The sequence below is a fragment of the Burkholderia sp. FW306-1C-G01B genome, assembly GCF_058781685.1.
Genome location: NZ_JBYSWZ010000018.1, coordinates 64,880 through 81,820, shown reverse-complemented (window position 1 = coordinate 81,820; position 16,941 = coordinate 64,880). Strand labels below are relative to the sequence as shown.

General features: G+C 69.2%; 12 protein-coding genes. 7 read left to right on the top strand and 5 right to left on the bottom strand.

The features are described 5' to 3' along the window. Nucleotides 1-203 precede the first annotated feature (203 nt). Nucleotides 204-4,136, top strand: coding sequence for a trifunctional transcriptional regulator/proline dehydrogenase/L-glutamate gamma-semialdehyde dehydrogenase (gene putA / locus AC3WLY_RS29700; RefSeq protein ID WP_492309660.1), 3,933 nt, complete (start codon nt 204-206; stop codon nt 4,134-4,136). Between the two features lie 83 nt (nt 4,137-4,219). Continuing rightward, complete coding sequence (locus AC3WLY_RS29695) at nt 4,220-5,359, top strand: branched-chain amino acid ABC transporter substrate-binding protein (protein WP_105390381.1); 1,140 nt, start codon at nt 4,220-4,222, stop codon at nt 5,357-5,359. Nucleotides 5,360-5,468: 109 nt separating this feature from the next. On the opposite strand, the gene AC3WLY_RS29690 is transcribed toward AC3WLY_RS29695, so the two are convergent. After that, entirely contained in the window at nt 5,469-6,977 is a 1,509-nt protein-coding gene (locus AC3WLY_RS29690; RefSeq protein WP_492309661.1) for a class I adenylate-forming enzyme family protein, read from the bottom strand. 50 nt (nt 6,978-7,027) lie between these two features. After that, nucleotides 7,028-8,680 (bottom strand): acyl-CoA dehydrogenase family protein, encoded by a 1,653-nt coding sequence (locus tag AC3WLY_RS29685; RefSeq protein ID WP_492309662.1) that lies wholly within the window; start codon nt 8,678-8,680, stop codon nt 7,028-7,030. 120 nt (nt 8,681-8,800) lie between these two features. On the opposite strand from AC3WLY_RS29685, the gene AC3WLY_RS29680 reads away from it, so the two are divergent. The 4 genes from AC3WLY_RS29680 (at nt 8,801) to AC3WLY_RS29665 (ending at nt 13,122) form a co-directional block, all read left to right on the top strand. Next, the gene (locus AC3WLY_RS29680; protein WP_492309663.1) at nt 8,801-9,469 is read left to right on the top strand and encodes a TetR/AcrR family transcriptional regulator; all 669 of its coding nucleotides are present in this window, start codon (nt 8,801-8,803) and stop codon (nt 9,467-9,469) included. 211 nt (nt 9,470-9,680) lie between these two features. Next, nucleotides 9,681-10,835 (top strand): pyridoxal phosphate-dependent aminotransferase, encoded by a 1,155-nt coding sequence (locus AC3WLY_RS29675; RefSeq protein ID WP_492309664.1) that lies wholly within the window; start codon nt 9,681-9,683, stop codon nt 10,833-10,835. A gap of 52 nt (nt 10,836-10,887) precedes the next feature. After that, nucleotides 10,888-11,676 (top strand): ABC transporter substrate-binding protein, encoded by a 789-nt coding sequence (locus AC3WLY_RS29670; protein ID WP_034188156.1) that lies wholly within the window; start codon nt 10,888-10,890, stop codon nt 11,674-11,676. 15 nt (nt 11,677-11,691) lie between these two features. Next, the gene (locus AC3WLY_RS29665; protein ID WP_492309665.1) at nt 11,692-13,122 is read left to right on the top strand and encodes an FAD-binding oxidoreductase; all 1,431 of its coding nucleotides are present in this window, start codon (nt 11,692-11,694) and stop codon (nt 13,120-13,122) included. 45 nt (nt 13,123-13,167) lie between these two features. Here the strand turns inward: AC3WLY_RS29665 and AC3WLY_RS29660 are convergent, their stop codons facing one another. The 3 genes from AC3WLY_RS29660 to AC3WLY_RS29650 form a co-directional block, all read right to left on the bottom strand. After that, nucleotides 13,168-13,740 carry a PadR family transcriptional regulator gene (locus AC3WLY_RS29660; RefSeq protein WP_096472151.1) on the bottom strand — a complete coding sequence of 191 codons (573 nt, stop codon included), beginning with the start codon at nt 13,738-13,740 and terminating at the stop codon, nt 13,168-13,170. Nucleotides 13,741-13,808: 68 nt separating this feature from the next. Next, nucleotides 13,809-14,240, bottom strand: coding sequence for a Cd(II)/Pb(II)-responsive transcriptional regulator (gene cadR, locus AC3WLY_RS29655; protein WP_492309666.1), 432 nt, complete (start codon nt 14,238-14,240; stop codon nt 13,809-13,811). A 51-nt stretch (nt 14,241-14,291) separates the two neighbouring features. Further along, a complete protein-coding gene (locus AC3WLY_RS29650; protein WP_492309667.1) occupies nt 14,292-14,717 on the bottom strand; it encodes a hypothetical protein in 426 nt (141 codons plus the stop codon). 105 nt (nt 14,718-14,822) lie between these two features. Here AC3WLY_RS29650 and AC3WLY_RS29645 point away from each other — a divergent pair, with 105 nt between their 5' ends. Next, entirely contained in the window at nt 14,823-16,931 is a 2,109-nt protein-coding gene (locus tag AC3WLY_RS29645; protein WP_492309668.1) for a heavy metal translocating P-type ATPase, read from the top strand. Nucleotides 16,932-16,941: the final 10 nt, after the last annotated feature.

The following is a 16,941-nucleotide window of genomic DNA, read 5'->3' as shown; positions in this document are numbered from 1 at the left end:
GAATCGGTTCGATCAGGGAAAACACCGATCCCCGGACCACGGGCAACCCCTAGGTTGCAACCTTCTAAGTGGCTGATTATATTGACTAACTCAAGGGTGCAACCCATCTCTCAATTTGGTTGCACCTTTTTATTGCGTGCCGTAGGATTTCGCGCATCCTCTCACACCACATTGCCGGGCTCGCACCGGCGCACGAACCCACCATGGCAAGCACGACTCTCGGCGTCAAAGTCGACGACATTCTCCGCTCGCGCCTCAAGGACGCAGCCGCGCGTCTGGAGCGCACTCCCCACTGGCTGATCAAGCAGGCGATCTTCGCGTATCTCGAGCGGATCGAGCACGGCCAGCTGCCGCCCGAGCTGTCGGGCCACAGTGGTGTCACGGAGCTCGCCGACGGTCAGGCTGCGGACGGCGACGACGACAACTCGCCGCATCCGTTCCTCGAGTTCGCGCAGAACGTGCAGCCGCAATCGGTGCTGCGCGCGGCGATCACGGCCGCGTACCGCCGCCCCGAGCCGGAATGCGTGCCGTTCCTGCTCGGCCAGGCGCGCCTGCCCGCGAACCTGCAGGCGGACGCGCAGGCGCTGGCGACGAAGCTCGTCGAGGCGCTGCGCGAGAAGAGCTCGGGCGGCGGCGTCGAAGGGCTGATCCACGAGTTCTCGCTGTCGAGCCAGGAAGGCGTCGCGCTGATGTGCCTCGCCGAAGCGCTGCTGCGCATTCCCGATCGCGCGACGCGCGATGCGCTGATCCGCGACAAGATCAGCAAGGGCGACTGGCGCTCGCACGTCGGCCACGCGCCGTCGCTGTTCGTGAACGCGGCGACCTGGGGGCTGATGATCACCGGCAAGCTCGTGACGACCAACAGCGAAGCGGGCCTGTCGTCGGCGCTCACGCGCCTGATCGGCCGCGGCGGCGAGCCGCTGATCCGCAAGGGCGTCGACATGGCGATGCGCCTGATGGGCGAGCAGTTCGTCACCGGCGAGACGATCTCCGAAGCGCTGGCCAACAGCCGCAAGTACGAAGCGCGCGGCTTCCGCTACTCGTACGACATGCTCGGCGAAGCGGCGACGACCGAAGAGGACGCGCAGCGCTACTACGCGTCGTACGAGCAGGCGATCCACGCGATCGGCAAGGCGGCCGGCGGCCGCGGCATCTACGAGGGCCCGGGCATCTCGATCAAGCTGTCGGCGCTGCACGCGCGCTATTCGCGCTCGCAGCAGGACCGCACGATGAGCGAGCTGCTGCCGCGCGTGCGCGCGCTCGCGCTGCTCGCGCGCCGCTACGACATCGGCCTGAACATCGACGCGGAAGAGGCCGACCGGCTCGAACTGTCGCTCGACCTGCTCGAGGCGCTGTGCTTCGATCCGGATCTCGCGGGCTGGAACGGCATCGGCTTCGTCGTGCAGGGCTACCAGAAGCGCTGCCCGTTCGTGATCGACTACCTGATCGATCTCGCGCGCCGCAGCCGTCACCGCCTGATGATCCGTCTCGTGAAGGGCGCGTACTGGGATAGCGAGATCAAGCGTGCGCAGGTCGACGGCCTCGAAGGCTATCCGGTCTATACGCGCAAGATCTACACCGACGTGTCGTACCTCGCGTGTGCGAAGAAGCTGCTCGCGGCGCCCGACGCCGTCTACCCGCAGTTCGCGACGCACAACGCATACACGCTGGCCGCGATCTACCAGCTCGCGGGCCAGAACTACTACCCGGGCCAGTACGAATTCCAGTGCCTGCACGGGATGGGCGAGCCGCTGTACGAGGAAGTCACGGGCCGCGACAAGCTGAATCGTCCGTGCCGCGTGTACGCACCGGTCGGCACGCACGAGACGCTGCTCGCGTACCTGGTGCGCCGCCTGCTGGAAAACGGCGCGAACACGTCGTTCGTGAACCGCATCGCCGATAAAACCGTGTCGGTGAAGGAGCTGGTCGCCGATCCGGTCGACGAAGCGATGAAGGTCGTGCCGCTCGGCGCGCCGCACGCGAAGATTCCGCTGCCGCGCAACCTGTACGGCGACGAGCGTCCCAACTCGATGGGTCTCGATCTGTCGAACGAACACCGTCTCGCGTCGCTGTCGTCCGCGCTGCTCGCGAGCGCGCATTTCCCGTGGCGTGCGGCGCCGATGCTCGCCGACGACGCGCTCGCCGACGCACCGGCCCGCGACGTGCGCAACCCGGCCGACCAGCGCGACACGGTCGGCACGGTCAGCGAAGCGACGGCCGAACACGTAAGCGCGGCGCTCGCGCACGCGGTGGCCGCCGCGCCGATCTGGCAGGCAACGCCGGTCGACGCGCGTGCCGATTGCCTCGTGCGTGCAGCCGACCTGCTCGAAGCGCAGATGCATACGCTGATGGGCCTGATCGTGCGCGAAGCCGGCAAGTCGCTGCCGAACGCGATCGCCGAGATCCGCGAAGCGGTCGACTTCCTGCGCTACTACGCCGCGCAGATCCGCGACGAATTCTCGAACGACACGCACCGCCCGCTCGGCCCCGTGGTCTGCATCAGCCCGTGGAACTTCCCGCTCGCGATCTTCATGGGCCAGGTGGCGGCAGCCTTGGCAGCCGGCAACACGGTGCTCGCGAAGCCGGCCGAACAGACGCCGCTGATCGCCGCGCAAGCCGTGCGCCTGCTGCGCGAGGCCGGCGTGCCGGCCGGCGCGGTGCAACTGCTGCCGGGCGACGGCGAGACCGTCGGCGCGGCGCTGGTCGCCGATCCGCGCACGCGCGCGGTGATGTTCACGGGCTCGACCGAAGTCGCGCGCCTGATCAACAAGACGCTGGCGGCTCGCCTCGACCCGGACGGCAAGCCCATCCCGCTGATCGCGGAAACGGGCGGCCAGAACGCGATGATCGTCGATTCGTCGGCGCTCGCGGAGCAGGTCGTCGCAGACGTGATGCAGTCGTCGTTCGACTCGGCCGGTCAACGGTGTTCGGCGCTGCGCGTTCTGTGTCTGCAGGACGATGTCGCGGACCGCACGCTGACGATGCTGAAGGGCGCGATGCACGAGCTCGCGCTCGGCAACCCCGACCGGCTGTCGACGGACGTCGGCCCGGTGATCGACGGCGAAGCGAAGCAGACGATCGACACGCACGTCGCGGCGATGAAGGACAAGGGCCACGCGGTCACGCAACTGCCGGCGCCCGATGCATGCGCGCACGGCACGTTCGTGCCGCCGACGCTGATCGAGATCGGCAGCATCGACGAGCTCAAGCGTGAAGTGTTCGGCCCCGTGCTGCACGTCGTGCGCTATCGCCGCAACCAGCTCGACAAGCTGCTCGAGCAGATCCGCGCGACGGGTTACGGCCTGACGCTCGGCATCCACACGCGGATCGACGAGACGATCGCACACGTGATCTCGAACGCGCACGTCGGCAACATCTACGTGAACCGCAACGTGATCGGCGCGGTGGTCGGCGTGCAGCCGTTCGGCGGCGAAGGGCTGTCGGGCACGGGCCCGAAGGCCGGCGGCGCGCTGTACCTGCAGCGCCTGCTCGCGACGCGTCCGTCGGGCCTGCCGCGCTCGCTCGCGCAGACGCTGGTGGCGGACGGCGCGGTCGAAGGCGACGCGCGCGGCAACCCGGCGGCGGCGCTCACGACGCTGCGCGACTGGCTGATCGAGCAGCGCGAACCGGCGCTGGCCGCGCGTTGCGACGGTTATCTCGCGCAGGTGCCGGCCGGCGCGACCGCGGTGCTGACCGGCCCGACGGGCGAGCGAAACACGTATACACTCGGCCCGCGCGGCACGGTGCTGTGTGTCGCGGCGACGCCGGGCGGCGCGCGCGCGCAGTTCGCGGCGGTGCTCGCGACCGGCAACCGCGCATTGTTCGCCGGCGCGGCCGGCGAGGCGCTCGTCGCCGCGCTGCCGGCGTCGCTGAAGCCGCACGCGGCCGTGCGCAAGCAGGCCGACGCGGCGTTCGACGCGGTGCTGTTCGAAGGCGACAGCGACGAACTGCAGACGCTCGTGAAGGACGTCGCGCAGCGGCCGGGCCCGATCGTGTCGGTGCAGGGCGTGTCGGTGGGCGCGTTCGAGAACGGCGACGCGGACGACTACGCGCTGGAGCGGCTGCTGACCGAGCGCTCGGTCAGCGTGAACACGGCCGCGGCGGGCGGCAATGCGAATTTGATGACGATCGGCTGATCATCCTTGCCGTTCGGATCAAACAAAGAAGCGGCAAGGCGATCCCGAAGCCGCTTCATTTACCCTGGTACCAAGGAGATGCTATGCAACACACGATGAAAAAGGTGGCAGGCGCGACGTTCGTCGCGGTCATGTCGCTGGCGGGGACGGCCCATGCGGATGACGTGAAGATCGGTTACGCAGGGCCGATGACGGGCGCGCAGGCGCACTACGGCAAGGATATGCAGAACGGGATCGTGCTCGCGCTGGAAGACTTCAACGCGACGAACCCGAAGATCGGCGGCAAGCCCGTGAAGTTCGTGCTCAGCACGCAGGACGACCAGGCCGACCCGCGCACGGGCACGACGGTGGCGCAGAAGCTCGTCGACGACGGCATCAAGGGCATGCTCGGCCACTTCAACTCGGGCACGACGATCCCGGCTTCGCGCATCTACGCGAACGCTGGCATTCCGGAAATCGCGATGGCGACGGCACCGGAATACACGCAGCAAGGCTACAAGACGACCTTCCGCATGATGACGTCCGACACGCAGCAGGGCTCGGTGGCCGGCACGTTCGCGTCGAAGGATCTCGGCATGAAGAAGATCGCGATCGTCGACGACCGCACGGCCTACGGCCAGGGTCTCGCCGACCAGTTCGAGAAGGCCGCGAAGGCCGGCGGCGCGACGATCGTCGACCGCGAATTCACGAACGACAAGGCGGTCGACTTCAAGGCGATCCTGACCAAGCTGAAGGCGGCGAAGCCGGACCTCGTCTACTACGGCGGCGCGGATTCGCAGGCAGCGCCGATGGTCAAGCAGATGAAGGCGCTCGGCATCGCGGCACCGCTGATGAGCGGCGAAATGGTGAAGACGCCGACGTTCCTGAAGATCGCGGGCAACGCGTCGGAAGGCACGATCGCTTCGCTGGCGGGCCTCCCGCTCGAAGAGATGCCTGGCGGCAAGGCCTACGCCGACAAGTACAAGAAGCGCTTCGGCGAAGAAGTGCAGACCTACTCGCCGTACGCATACGACGGCGCGATGGCGATGCTCAACGCGATGAAGAAGGCCGATTCGACCGATCCGGCGAAGTACCTGCCGGTGCTCGCGAAGAGCGACATGGCGGGCGTTACGTCGACGCACGTCGCGTATGACGCGAAGGGCGACCTGAAGAACGGCGGCATCACGATGTACAAGGTCGAGAAGGGCGAGTGGAAGCCGCTGAAGAGCATCGGCGGCAAGTAAGCAGCCTGTGACTCGCGGGCGGCGGCGCACGTCGCTGCCCGGTCGATCATGCGAAAAAGCCACCGGGCCGTCGGGCCTGGTGGCTTTTTTCATGGGGCGTGAGCGGGCGCTACTCCTTGCGCACGCGCAGCAGGAATTTCTGCAGCTTGCCGGTCGGCGTGCGCGGCAGCGCCTGCGCGAACGCGAACTCGCGCGGGATCTTGTACGCGGCGAGCCGCTCGCTGCAGAACGCGCGCAGCGCGTCCGCGTCGGGCGCCGCGCCCGCGCGCATCACGACGTGCGCGACGACCGTCTCGCCCCAGTCCGGATGCGGGACGCCGACGACGGCCGCCTCGGCGATGTCCGGATGCGCGCCGAGCACGTCCTCCACTTCCTTCGAATAGACGTTCTCGCCGCCGGTCACGATCATGTCCTTCAGCCGGTCGACGATGAACAGGTAGCCATCCTGATCGATCCGCGCGACGTCGCCGGTGCGATACCAGCCGCCCGGCGCGAACGCGGCGCGCGTCGCGGCCGCATCGTCGAGATAACCGAGCATCATGCTGTCGGCCTTCAGCCAGATCTCGCCGGTCTCGCCCGGTTGCGCATCGATGCCGTCCATCCGCACGACGCGCAGGTCGACGCCCGGGCCGCCGTGGCGGCCGATCGAACCGGCCTTCGCGATCTGCTCGTCCGGATACAGCGTCGTGCCGGCCGGCCCCGTTTCGGTCATCCCGTACACGTGGAAGAACGCGTCGCTGCGATACGCGCGTGCGAGCCGTTCGGCCTGCGCGGCGCCGATCGGGCCGCCGCCGTACAACCATGCGCGCACGCTCGACAGGTCGAACGCCGCGAAGCCGTCGATCGTGTCGAGCGGCAGCGTGTACGACACCGGCGCGCCGAAATACAGCGTCACGCGCTCGCGCTCGACGGCCTGCAGGAAGCGCAACGGATGGTATTCGCGCAGCAGCACGACGGTGCCGCCCGCGACCAGCGTGCCGCCGAACCAGTTGTTGAGCGGCGACGAATGCCAGATCGGCATCGCCACCAGCGTGCGCTCGTTGCGGCCGATGCCGGTCGCGAGCGCCGCCGACATCGCCGCGAGCGTCACGGTGCGGTGGCTGTGCACGCAGCCTTTCGGGCGGCCGGTCGTGCCGGACGTATAGAGGATCTGCGCGATGTCGCCGTCGGCCGGTTCGATGCCCGCGACACCGTCCATCGTTACGCTCATCGTGTCGAAGCACGGCACGCCGTCGAGCTCGCCTTCGGTCACGAGGCGCCGCGCCGGATGAACGATGCGTTCGACCACCGGCGCGAGCGCCACGTCGAACAGGAGCGCCTTGCTGCGGCTGTGTTCGAGCACGTAGTCGACTTCCGGCGCCTGCAGCTTGTGGTTGACCGGCACGAACGTCGCGCCGAGCCGCCACACGCCGAACATCAGGTCGACGAAGGCCGGCGTGTTGAAGCACATCGCGGCGACGCGGTCGCCGGCCGCGATGCCGAGCGCGCTCAGCACGGCCGCCGCGCGGTGCGAGCGCTCGCGCGCGGCGGCATAGGTGATCGTCGCGGATTCGCTGATGAGGAACGGCTTGTCGGGCGTCGCGCGGGCGGCGCGGTCGAGGGCGGCGACGAGGTTCATGGGGCTCCGGGCGGGGCGAACGAAGGCGAACTCAGGCGAGCGAACCGGCGTCAGGCCGGATACGCGCGCTGCAGCAGCGCGGCGACGTCGAGCGCGTGCGGATCGAAGCCGCCCGCGATGCGGCCCCAGTCGGGCGCCGCGAGCCGCGTCGCGACGAACGCGTCGGCGACGGCCGCCGGCGCATCGCGGCGCAGCAGGCACGCCTGCGCGACGAGCGCGAGCCGCTGCGCGAACACGCGGCCCGACGCTTCGAGCGTGTCGGCCGGCGCGGCAAGCATCGCGCGCAGCGCGTCGAGCGCCGAGCGGATGCGCGGTTCGCCCGCGCCGAGGTCGGCGAGTTCGGCGAACAGCGCGGCGGCCGAGTCGGGCTCGCGCGACACCGCACGCAGCACGTCGAGGCACATCACGTTGCCCGAGCCTTCCCAGATCGAGTTGACGGGCGCCTCGCGGAACAGCCGCGCGATCGGGCCGTCGTCGACGTAGCCGTTGCCGCCGAACACTTCCATCACCTCGCCGGTCAGCTCGACCGCGCGCTTGCAGACCCAGAATTTCGCGGCGGGTGTGACGATGCGCTTCCACGCGCGTTCGCGCGGCGAGTCGTCGCGCTCGAACGCGTCGGCAAGACGCATCGCGAGTACGAGCGCGGCCTCGCTTTCGAGCGCGAGATCGGCGAGCACGGTGCGCATCAGCGGCTGTTCGGCGAGCGCGCGGCCGAACGCGTGGCGCTGGCGTGTGTACGCGATCGCCTGCACGACGCCCTGGCGCAGCATCGCCGCGCTGCCGAGCACGCAATTCAGCCGCGTGTAGGTGGCCATCTCGATGATGGTCGGAATGCCGCGGCCTTCGTCGCCGAGCATGATCCCCCACGCGTCGTTCAGCTCGATCTCGCTGCTCGAATTGCTGCGGTTGCCGACCTTGTTCTTCAGCCGCTGGATCTCGACCGCGTTCTTCGTGCCGTCCGGCCGCCAGCGCGGCACGTAGAAGCACGACGGGCTGCCGCCTTCGGTGTGCGCGACGACGAGGTGCGCATCGCACATCGGCGCGGAGAAGAACCACTTGTGGCCGCGCAGCAGGTATTCGCCGCCGCGCCCGCCCGCGCCGACGGGCGTGGCGAGCGTCGTGTTCGCGCGCACGTCGGAGCCGCCCTGTTTCTCGGTCATCCCCATGCCGAACCAGATCGAGCGCTTGGCGGCGACCGGCACGTCGCGCGGATCGTAGTCGTCGCTGTAGAGCTTGTCGCGCAGCAGGTTCCACAGCGCGGGCTCCTTCTGCAGCACGGGAATCGCGGCCTGCGTCATCGTCGCCGGGCACAGCGTGCCGGCCTCGATCTGGCCGTGCAGGTAGAAGCCGGCCGCGGTCGCGGCCCAGCGGCCGCGGCGTGTGTCGCGGAACGCGAGCGATACGAAGCCTTCGTGGCGGTACTGGCCGAGCAGCGCGTGCCACGCCGGGTGGAAATCGACGCGGTCGATGCGCCGGCCGCGCCGGTCGAACGCATTCAGTTCCGGCGGATGCTGGTTCGCTTCGTCGGCGAGTTGCGCGGTGTCGGCGCTGCCGAGCCGCGCGCCGTACGCGTCGAGCTGCGGCACGGCCCAGTCGGCGCCCGCTCGGGCGAGCGCGTCGCGCAGCGCGATGTCCGTCGCGAAGAGGTTATAGTCGACCAGTTCGTCGAACTGGTTCGTGACGGCGTGAGTCGATTCGGTCATCGAGGTTGTCTCCGGTCTCATGCTTCGCGGGCGGCCGGCGTCATGCAACACGGGTGGCGCTGCGGCGCTGGTTCCGGCTCCCGGTAAACGCATGCCCTGCTGAATTCCAGAGTAGCAAATATGCCGCCGCGACATGTTCAGGTTCCGGCGCCGCCCGGCCAGCCGGCGGCGCAACCCGCGCCCGCGTTGCGCCGCCGGCCGCGCCAGTCGCGCGCACAGGCGAGCTCCGACGCGCTGCAGCAGGCGTTCGTTCGGCTTTTGCTCGAACGCGGCTACGCGAAGGCGACGATTCGCGAGATCGCGGCCGTCGCGGGCGTGAGCATCGGCACCTTCTACGAGTATTTCGGCGACAAGCAGAGCCTCGCGGCGCTCTGCATCCACCGGCATGTGCTGGCGATGGCCGACCGGCTGCGCGATGCGGCGGAGCGGCTGCGCGGCGCGCCGCGGGCCGAACTCGCCGTGGCGCTCGTCGACCTGCAGGTCGACGCGATCGGCGCCGACGCCGCGCTGTGGAGCGCGTTCTTCGCGCTGGAGCGGCAGGTGTCGCCGCTCGCCGCATACCGCCGGCATTACGACGCATATGTCGCGCTGTGGCGCGACGCGCTCGCGCACGCGGCCGATCCGCCGCCGGCCGCGCGGCTCGACGGGCTCGCGCGGATGGCGCATACGGTCTGCTACGGCGGCCTCTCGCAGGCATTGCTGACGCTCGGGCCCGCGCTCGACTTCGCCGCGCTGCGCGGCGAGCTGCGGGCCGTGCTGCTCGCGTATCTGGCGGCGGCGGACGCGTAGCATCCCCTACGGGTAATGCCTGATTCGCATATCAGGCCGGCAGTTCAGCCTTGCCGCTGCGTGCTTCACACCGTGAGCCATGAGAAAAATGCATGGCCGCCATGACGAACTTTCGATTGTCCGCCGATATTGGCTGGGGCTAAATCATGCGGCAGATGCAGGGCCGCGCGTGTCGCGCGGGCCAGCCCGAAGGACATCAGAAGGAGGAGTCATGCGAAGCGCCACCGCGCCCCGTTCGAAACTGCCCGACGTCGGCACGACGATCTTCACGGTGATCGGCCAGCTGGCCGCGCAACACGATGCGTTGAACCTGTCGCAGGGCGCGCCGAATTTCGCGCCCGATCCGGCGCTCGTCGAAGGCGTCGCGCGCGCGATGCGCGACGGGCACAACCAATACTCGCCGATGGCCGGCGTGATGGCGCTGCGCGAGCGGCTCGCCGAGAAGACCGAGGCGCTGTACGGCACGCGCTACGACCCGGCGACCGAGATCACGGTGATCGCGAGCGCGAGCGAAGGGCTGTACGCGGCGATCAGCGCGCTCGTGCATCCGGGCGACGAAGTGATCTATTTCGAGCCGTCGTTCGACAGCTATGCGCCGATCGTGCGGCTGCAGGGCGCGACGCCGGTCGCGATCAAGCTGTCGCCCGAGCATTTCCGCGTGAACTGGGACGAGGTGGCCGCGGCGATCACGCCGCGCACGCGGATGATCATCGTGAACACGCCGCACAACCCGACCGCGACCGTGTTCTCGGCCGACGATCTCGAGCGGCTCGCGCAGCTCACGCGCGACACCGGCATCGTGATCCTGTCCGACGAGGTCTACGAGCACGTCGTATTCGACGGCGCGCTGCACCAGAGTGTGGCGCGCCACCGCGAGCTGGCCGAGCGCAGCGTGATCGTGTCGTCGTTCGGCAAGTCGTTCCACGTGACCGGCTGGCGGGTCGGTCATTGCCTGGCGCCCGCCGAGCTGATGGACGAGATCCGCAAGGTGCACCAGTTCATGGTGTTCGCTGCCGACACGCCGATGCAGGTCGCGTTCGCGGAGATCCTCGCGCGGCCGGACAGCTATCTCGGCCTGTCGGCGTTCTACCAGGCCAAGCGCGACCTGCTCGCACGCGAGCTGGCCGATTCGCGTTTCGAGCTGCTGCCGAGCGAAGGCTCGTTCTTCATGCTCGCGCGCTTCCGGCACTTCTCGGACGAAAGCGACTGCGATTTCGTGCTGCGCCTGATCCGCGACGCGCGCGTCGCGACGATTCCGCTGTCGGCGTTCTATACCGACGGCACCGACGCCGGCGTGATCCGGCTCAGTTTTTCGAAGGACGACGCGACGCTGGTCGAAGGCGCGCGGCGGCTGCGTTCGCTGTAAGCAATGAAACCGGCGACGAGGACGTCGCATCGACCAGACCCAGGAGATCACGATGAAGCACACGGCAACCCTGAAACTCGCATTCGCACTCGCGTGCGCAATCGGCTCCGGCGCGGCGCTCGCCGACGCGCAGACGCTGCGCTTCGGCCTCGAGGCGCAATACCCGCCGTTCGAATCGAAAGCGCCGAACGGCGACCTGCAGGGCTTCGACATCGACGTCGGCAATGCCGTCTGCCAGACGGCGAAGCTGTCGTGCAAATGGGTCGAGACGTCGTTCGACGGCCTGATTCCCGCGCTGAAGGGCCGCAAGTTCGACGCGATCAACTCGGCGATGAACGCGACCGAGCAGCGGCGCCAGGCGATCGACTTCACGACGATCATCTATCGCGTGCCGACCCAGCTGATCGCGCGCACCGGCAGCGGCCTGCTGCCGACGCCCGAATCGCTGAAGGGCAAGCGCGTCGGCGTGCTGCAGGCGTCGATCCAGGAAACCTTCGCGAAGGCGCACTGGGAGCCGGCCGGCGTCGCGGTCGTCGCGTACCAGGACCAGAACCAGGCGTATGCGGACCTCGTGGCGGGCCGTCTCGATGCGACACTGGTGCTCGCACCGTCCGGCCAGCGCGGCTTCCTGTCGCGCCCGGACGGCAAGGGCTTCTCGTTCGTCGGCCAGCCCGTGCACGACGACCGGATCCTCGGCAGCGGCATCGCATTCGGCCTGCGCAAGGGCGACGACGCGCTGAAGGCGAAGCTCGACGCGGCGATCGACAAGCTGAAGGCGGACGGCACGGTGAAGTCGCTCGGCCTGAAGTATTTCGGCGATATCGACATCTCGACGAAGTAAGCGGGGCCGCGCGCGATGCAGAACCCGAACCCGGCCGCCGCGGGCGGCGAACAGGGCGGCGCGCCATTGTCGGACGATGCGCTCGACGCCGTGCTCGTCGCCGAACTGGGCGACGCGCTCGTCACGCGCGCGGCCGACATCGAGCCGCGTTACTTCACCGCGTACAACGAGCCGGCCGGCGTGCGGCCGCGTGCGCTGGTGCGCCCGCGCAGCGTCGACGACGTGTCGCGCACGCTCGCGCTGTGCGCGCGGCTCGGCCAGCCGGTCGTGCCGCAAGGCGGGCTGACGGGGCTCGCACGCGGGGCGGTCGCGCTCGGCGGCGAGGTCGTGTTGTCGATGGAACGCTTCGCGGGCATCGAAGCGCTCGACGCGGCGGCCGGCACGATGACCGTGCGCGCCGGGACGCCGCTGCAGACGGTGCAGGAAGCCGCGGAAGCGGCGGGCTTCACGTTCGGCGTCGATCTCGGCGCGCGCGGCTCGTGCCAGATCGGCGGCATGCTCGCGACGAACGCGGGCGGCACGCGCGCGATCCGCTACGGGATGATGCGCGAGCAGGTGCTCGGGCTCGAGGCTGTGCTCGCGGACGGCACGGTCGTGTCGTCGATGAACCGGATGCTGAAGAACAACGCGGGCTACGACCTGAAGCAGCTGTTCATCGGCAGCGAGGGGACGCTCGGCGTCGTCACGCGCGCCGTGCTGCGGCTGCACCCGTTGCTCGCCGCGCCGGCCACCGCGCTCTGCCGCGTGCGCGATTACGACGCGGTGGTCGGATTGTGGAACCGCGTGCGCACGCTGCCCGAGGTCGTCAGCTTCGAGGCGATGTGGCCGGCCTTCTACGACTACGTCGCGCGCCACACGCCGGGCGTCACTGCGCCGTTCGCGGGTGACGGCGGTTTCGCGGTGCTGATCGAGTGCGCGACGAGCGCGCCGGGCGGCGATGCGCATCGAGCGCTGGAAACCGGCCTCGCGGCGGGGATCGAAGCAGGGCTCGTGGACGATGCGGTGCTCGCGACGTCGGAGCGGCAGGCGCGCGACCTGTGGACGCTGCGCGAAGGCCTCGCGATCGATGCGCTGCCGCAGCTCGTCAACTTCGACGTGAGTTTGCCGACGGGCGAGCTCGGCGCGTTCGCCGAACGCTGCGAGGCGGCGCTGCGGGTGCGCTGGCCGGCGCTCACGTGCCTGTTTTTCGGCCACGTCGGCGACGGCAACGTGCATATCGGCGTGTCGCTGGCCACGATGACCGACGCGGACGCCGACGCGCTCGATCACTGCGTGTACGCGGTGGTGCGGGACATGGGCGGCTCGGTGTCGGCCGAGCACGGGATCGGCGCGCTCAAGCGTCCTTATCTCGCGCACACGCGCAGCGACGCGGAAATCGGGCTGATGCGATGCCTGAAGGCCGCGCTGGACCCGCGCGGCATCCTGAATCCCGGCAAGGTGCTTTGACCGGGGCGATTTCCGTTGCCGGCGGGATTCGGCCTTCGTTACTGGTCAGCCGTCCACCCAGCGCAGCGCGCCGATCTTCAGGTGTTCGACGACGCTGCGCGCCCAGTCGAGTTCCGCATTGAGCAGCACGAGCGCGTGTTCGTTCTGCAGCAGGAACAGGCGCGGCACCTGGTCGGCCTGCGCGGCATTGCGCAGCGCTTCCAGGCGCTCGCGCTCGGCGTCGAGCCGGGCAATCCGGAGTTCGAGCTGGTGCCGCGCATCTTCTGCGTCGAGCAGCGGCAGGAACGCGAGGCCGGCGCCGAACACCGGAAATTCACGCGCGGGCTCCGCGAGCAGCGCATGCAGCCACGTTTGGCCCGCCGTGTGCCCGGCTTCGGTCAGCGCATACAGCGTGCGCTCGGGGAAAGCGCCGTCGCGCTCGGTGTCGTGCACGGCGATCAGCCCGTCGCGCAGCAGCCGGTCGATCGTCTGGTAGAGGCTCGTGCGCTGCCGCACGTTGACGACTTCGTCGTACCCGCGGGCCTTCAGTTGCTGCAGCATCCCGTACGGATGCATCGGCGTTTCGGTGAGCGTCGCGAGGACGGCCAGCGCGAGCGGGGACGGGCGGCTCGTTGACATAAATAGTTATGCTATATCTAGTAAGAATATAACTATTTTCAATCAGACTATCTTATTTCACAAGGGTTTCAGCCGAGGTGCGAGCGCTTCGCTGCCGGCGCGACGGTTTCCATCGTCGCGAGACCATGCACGATTCCGCAATCCTCGACCGAATGCTCGCCAACGCATTTGCGGCGCAATTCGGTGAGCTGGTCGCGCAGATGCGTGAGTTCCGCGAGGCGCGCGTCGACGTGTCCGATGTGGTCGTCGAGCAGCGAATTGATCGAATCGCAGCGGTCGGCCGGCGTGTCGGTGAGCTGCAGCAGCGTGCGAATCTCGTCGTGCGCCATGTCGAGCGCGCGGCAGTTGCGGATGAAGCGCAGCCGTTCCACGTGCACGTCGGTGTAGTTGCGGTAGTTCGCGTCGGTGCGCTCCGCGTCCGGCATCAGCCCCTCTTTCTCGTAGAAACGGATCGTCTCGGGGGTGCAGCGGGCCGCTTTGGCCAGTTCGCCAATCTTCATGCCTTTCTCCCGTGCAAGGGTTGACCTTGTAGTGGCTTCAGGGTGTTAACTCTACACCGTCAAGCCATAAAGGAGGTTGTCATGACCGACGCCCAGCGTACCCACGACCCACGACACCGCCATGCCGGCGGCGCCGACACGTGCTGCGCCGACGCGCGCGACACGCACGCGGCGACCGTTGCCAACGAGGTGCCGGCGGCCGGCGAGCACGCGCATGGCGACGCCGCATCGCGCGGCCACGGCGGCGGTGAGGGGCACGATCACGACCATGCACACGGCGGCGCGCATCGGCGCGGTGCCGCGTGTTCGCACGGCGATGCCGGCCACGATCATGCACATGGCGACGCGCATGTACACGGCGCGGCGTGCTCGCACGACCACGCCGCGCACGACGATGCCGGCCACGACCACGACCACGACCACGACCACGACCACGACCACGACCACGACCACGATCACGATCACGATCACGATCACGCGGCCGGCGACTGCTGCGCGCCCGCCGCGCTGACGCTCGCACCGCTGCCGGTCGCGCAGGCGACCGCATCGGGCCACGTGCGCTCCGCGTTCCGGATCATGCAGATGGACTGCCCGACCGAGGAAACGCTGATCCGCAAGAAGCTCGGCGGGATGAGCGACGTGTCGGCGCTCGAATTCAACCTGATGCAGCGGATGCTGACCGTCGAGCACGTGCCGGGCGCCCAGCCGGCGATCGAAAGCGCGATCCGGACGCTCGGGATGACGCCCGAGGCCGCAGCGGCCGGCGCACCGGCCGCGCGCGTCGCCGACGCGCCCGCGAAGCCGTGGTGGCCGCTGGCGCTGGCGGGCGTCGCCGCGATCGCGTCCGAGGGGGCGACCTGGGCCGGCTTGCCGGTGTGGCTGTCGGCGGCGCTCGCGCTCGTCGCGGTGCTCGCATGCGGGCTCACCACGTACAAGAAGGGCTGGATCGCGATTCGCAACGGCAACCTGAACATCAACGCGCTGATGAGCATCGCGGTGACGGGTGCGATGGCGATCGGCCAGTGGCCGGAAGCCGCGATGGTGATGGTGCTGTTCACGATCGCCGAGCTGATCGAGGCGAAGTCGCTCGACCGCGCGCGCAATGCGATCCAGGGCCTGATGCAGCTCGCGCCGGACACCGCGACCGTGCAGGATGCCGACGGGTCGTGGCGCACGATCGAGGCCGCGCAGGTCGCGCTCGGCGCGGTCGTGCGCGTGAAGCCGGGCGAGCGGATCGGGCTGGACGGCGAAGTCGTCGCCGGCCGCTCGACGGTCAACCAGGCACCGATCACCGGCGAGAGCCTGCCTGTCGAAATGACGGCCGGCGATGCGGTGTACGCAGGCACGATCAACGAAGCGGGTTCGTTCGAATACCGCGTGACGGCCGTTGCGGCCAACTCGACGCTCGCGCGGATCATCCATGCGGTCGAGGAGGCTCAGGGTGCGAAGGCGCCGACGCAGCGCTTCGTCGACCAGTTCGCGCGCGTCTACACGCCGATCGTGTTCGCGGTCGCGCTGCTGGTCGCGGTGGTGCCGCCGCTCGTGATGGGCGGTGCGTGGCACGACTGGATCTACCGCGCGCTGGTGCTGCTCGTGATCGCGTGCCCGTGCGCACTGGTGATCTCGACGCCGGTGACGATCGTATCGGGGCTCGCGGCCGCCGCGCGGCGCGGGATTCTCGTGAAGGGCGGCGTCTATCTGGAGGAAGGGCGCAAGCTCGCGTGGCTCGCGCTCGACAAGACCGGCACGATCACGCACGGCAAGCCGGTGCAGACCGACTTCGACGCGCATGCGACCGACGTCGATGCCGAGCGTATCCGGCACCTCGGCGCGAGCCTCGCCGCGCGCTCGGATCACCCGGTGTCGCAGGCGATCGCGGCCGCGGCGCGCGACGCCGGAACGGCGGCATTCGCCGATGTGCAGGACTTCGAAGCGCTGGTCGGGCGCGGCGTGCGCGGCACGATCGACGGCACGCGCTACTGGCTCGGCAACCATCGGCTCGTCGAGGAACTCGAGCGCTGCTCGCCGGCCCTCGAAACGAAGCTCGATGCGCTCGAGCGGCAGGGCAAGAGCGTCGTGGTGCTGGTCGACGACGCGCGCGTGCTCGGCATCTTCGCGGTGGCCGACACGATCAAGGACACGAGCCGCGACGCGATTGCCGACCTGCACGCGCTCGGCATCCGCACCGCGATGCTGACGGGCGACAACCCGCACACTGCGCAAGCCATCGCACAGCAGGCCGGCATCGACGACGCGCGCGGCAACCAGCTGCCCGAAGACAAGCTCGCGGCGGTCGAGGAACTGTCGGCCGGCGGCGCGGGCGCGGTCGGGATGGTCGGCGACGGGATCAACGACGCACCGGCGCTCGCGCGGGCCGACATCGGTTTCGCGATGGGCGCGATGGGCACCGACACGGCGATCGAGACGGCCGACGTCGCGCTGATGGACGACGACCTGCGCAAGATTCCCGCGTTCGTGCGGCTGTCGCGCGCGACGCACCGCGTGCTGGTGCAGAACATCGGTTTCGCGCTCGGCGTGAAGATCGTGTTCCTCGGCCTCACGGTCGCGGGGCTCGGCACGATGTGGATGGCGGTATTCGCGGACGCGGGCGCGAGCCTGATCGTCGTCGCCAACGGCTTGCGGTTGCTGTCGTCCTCAGGGGCATTCGGCGGCGCGCAGGCCACGCGTTGAGGAGCGTGCG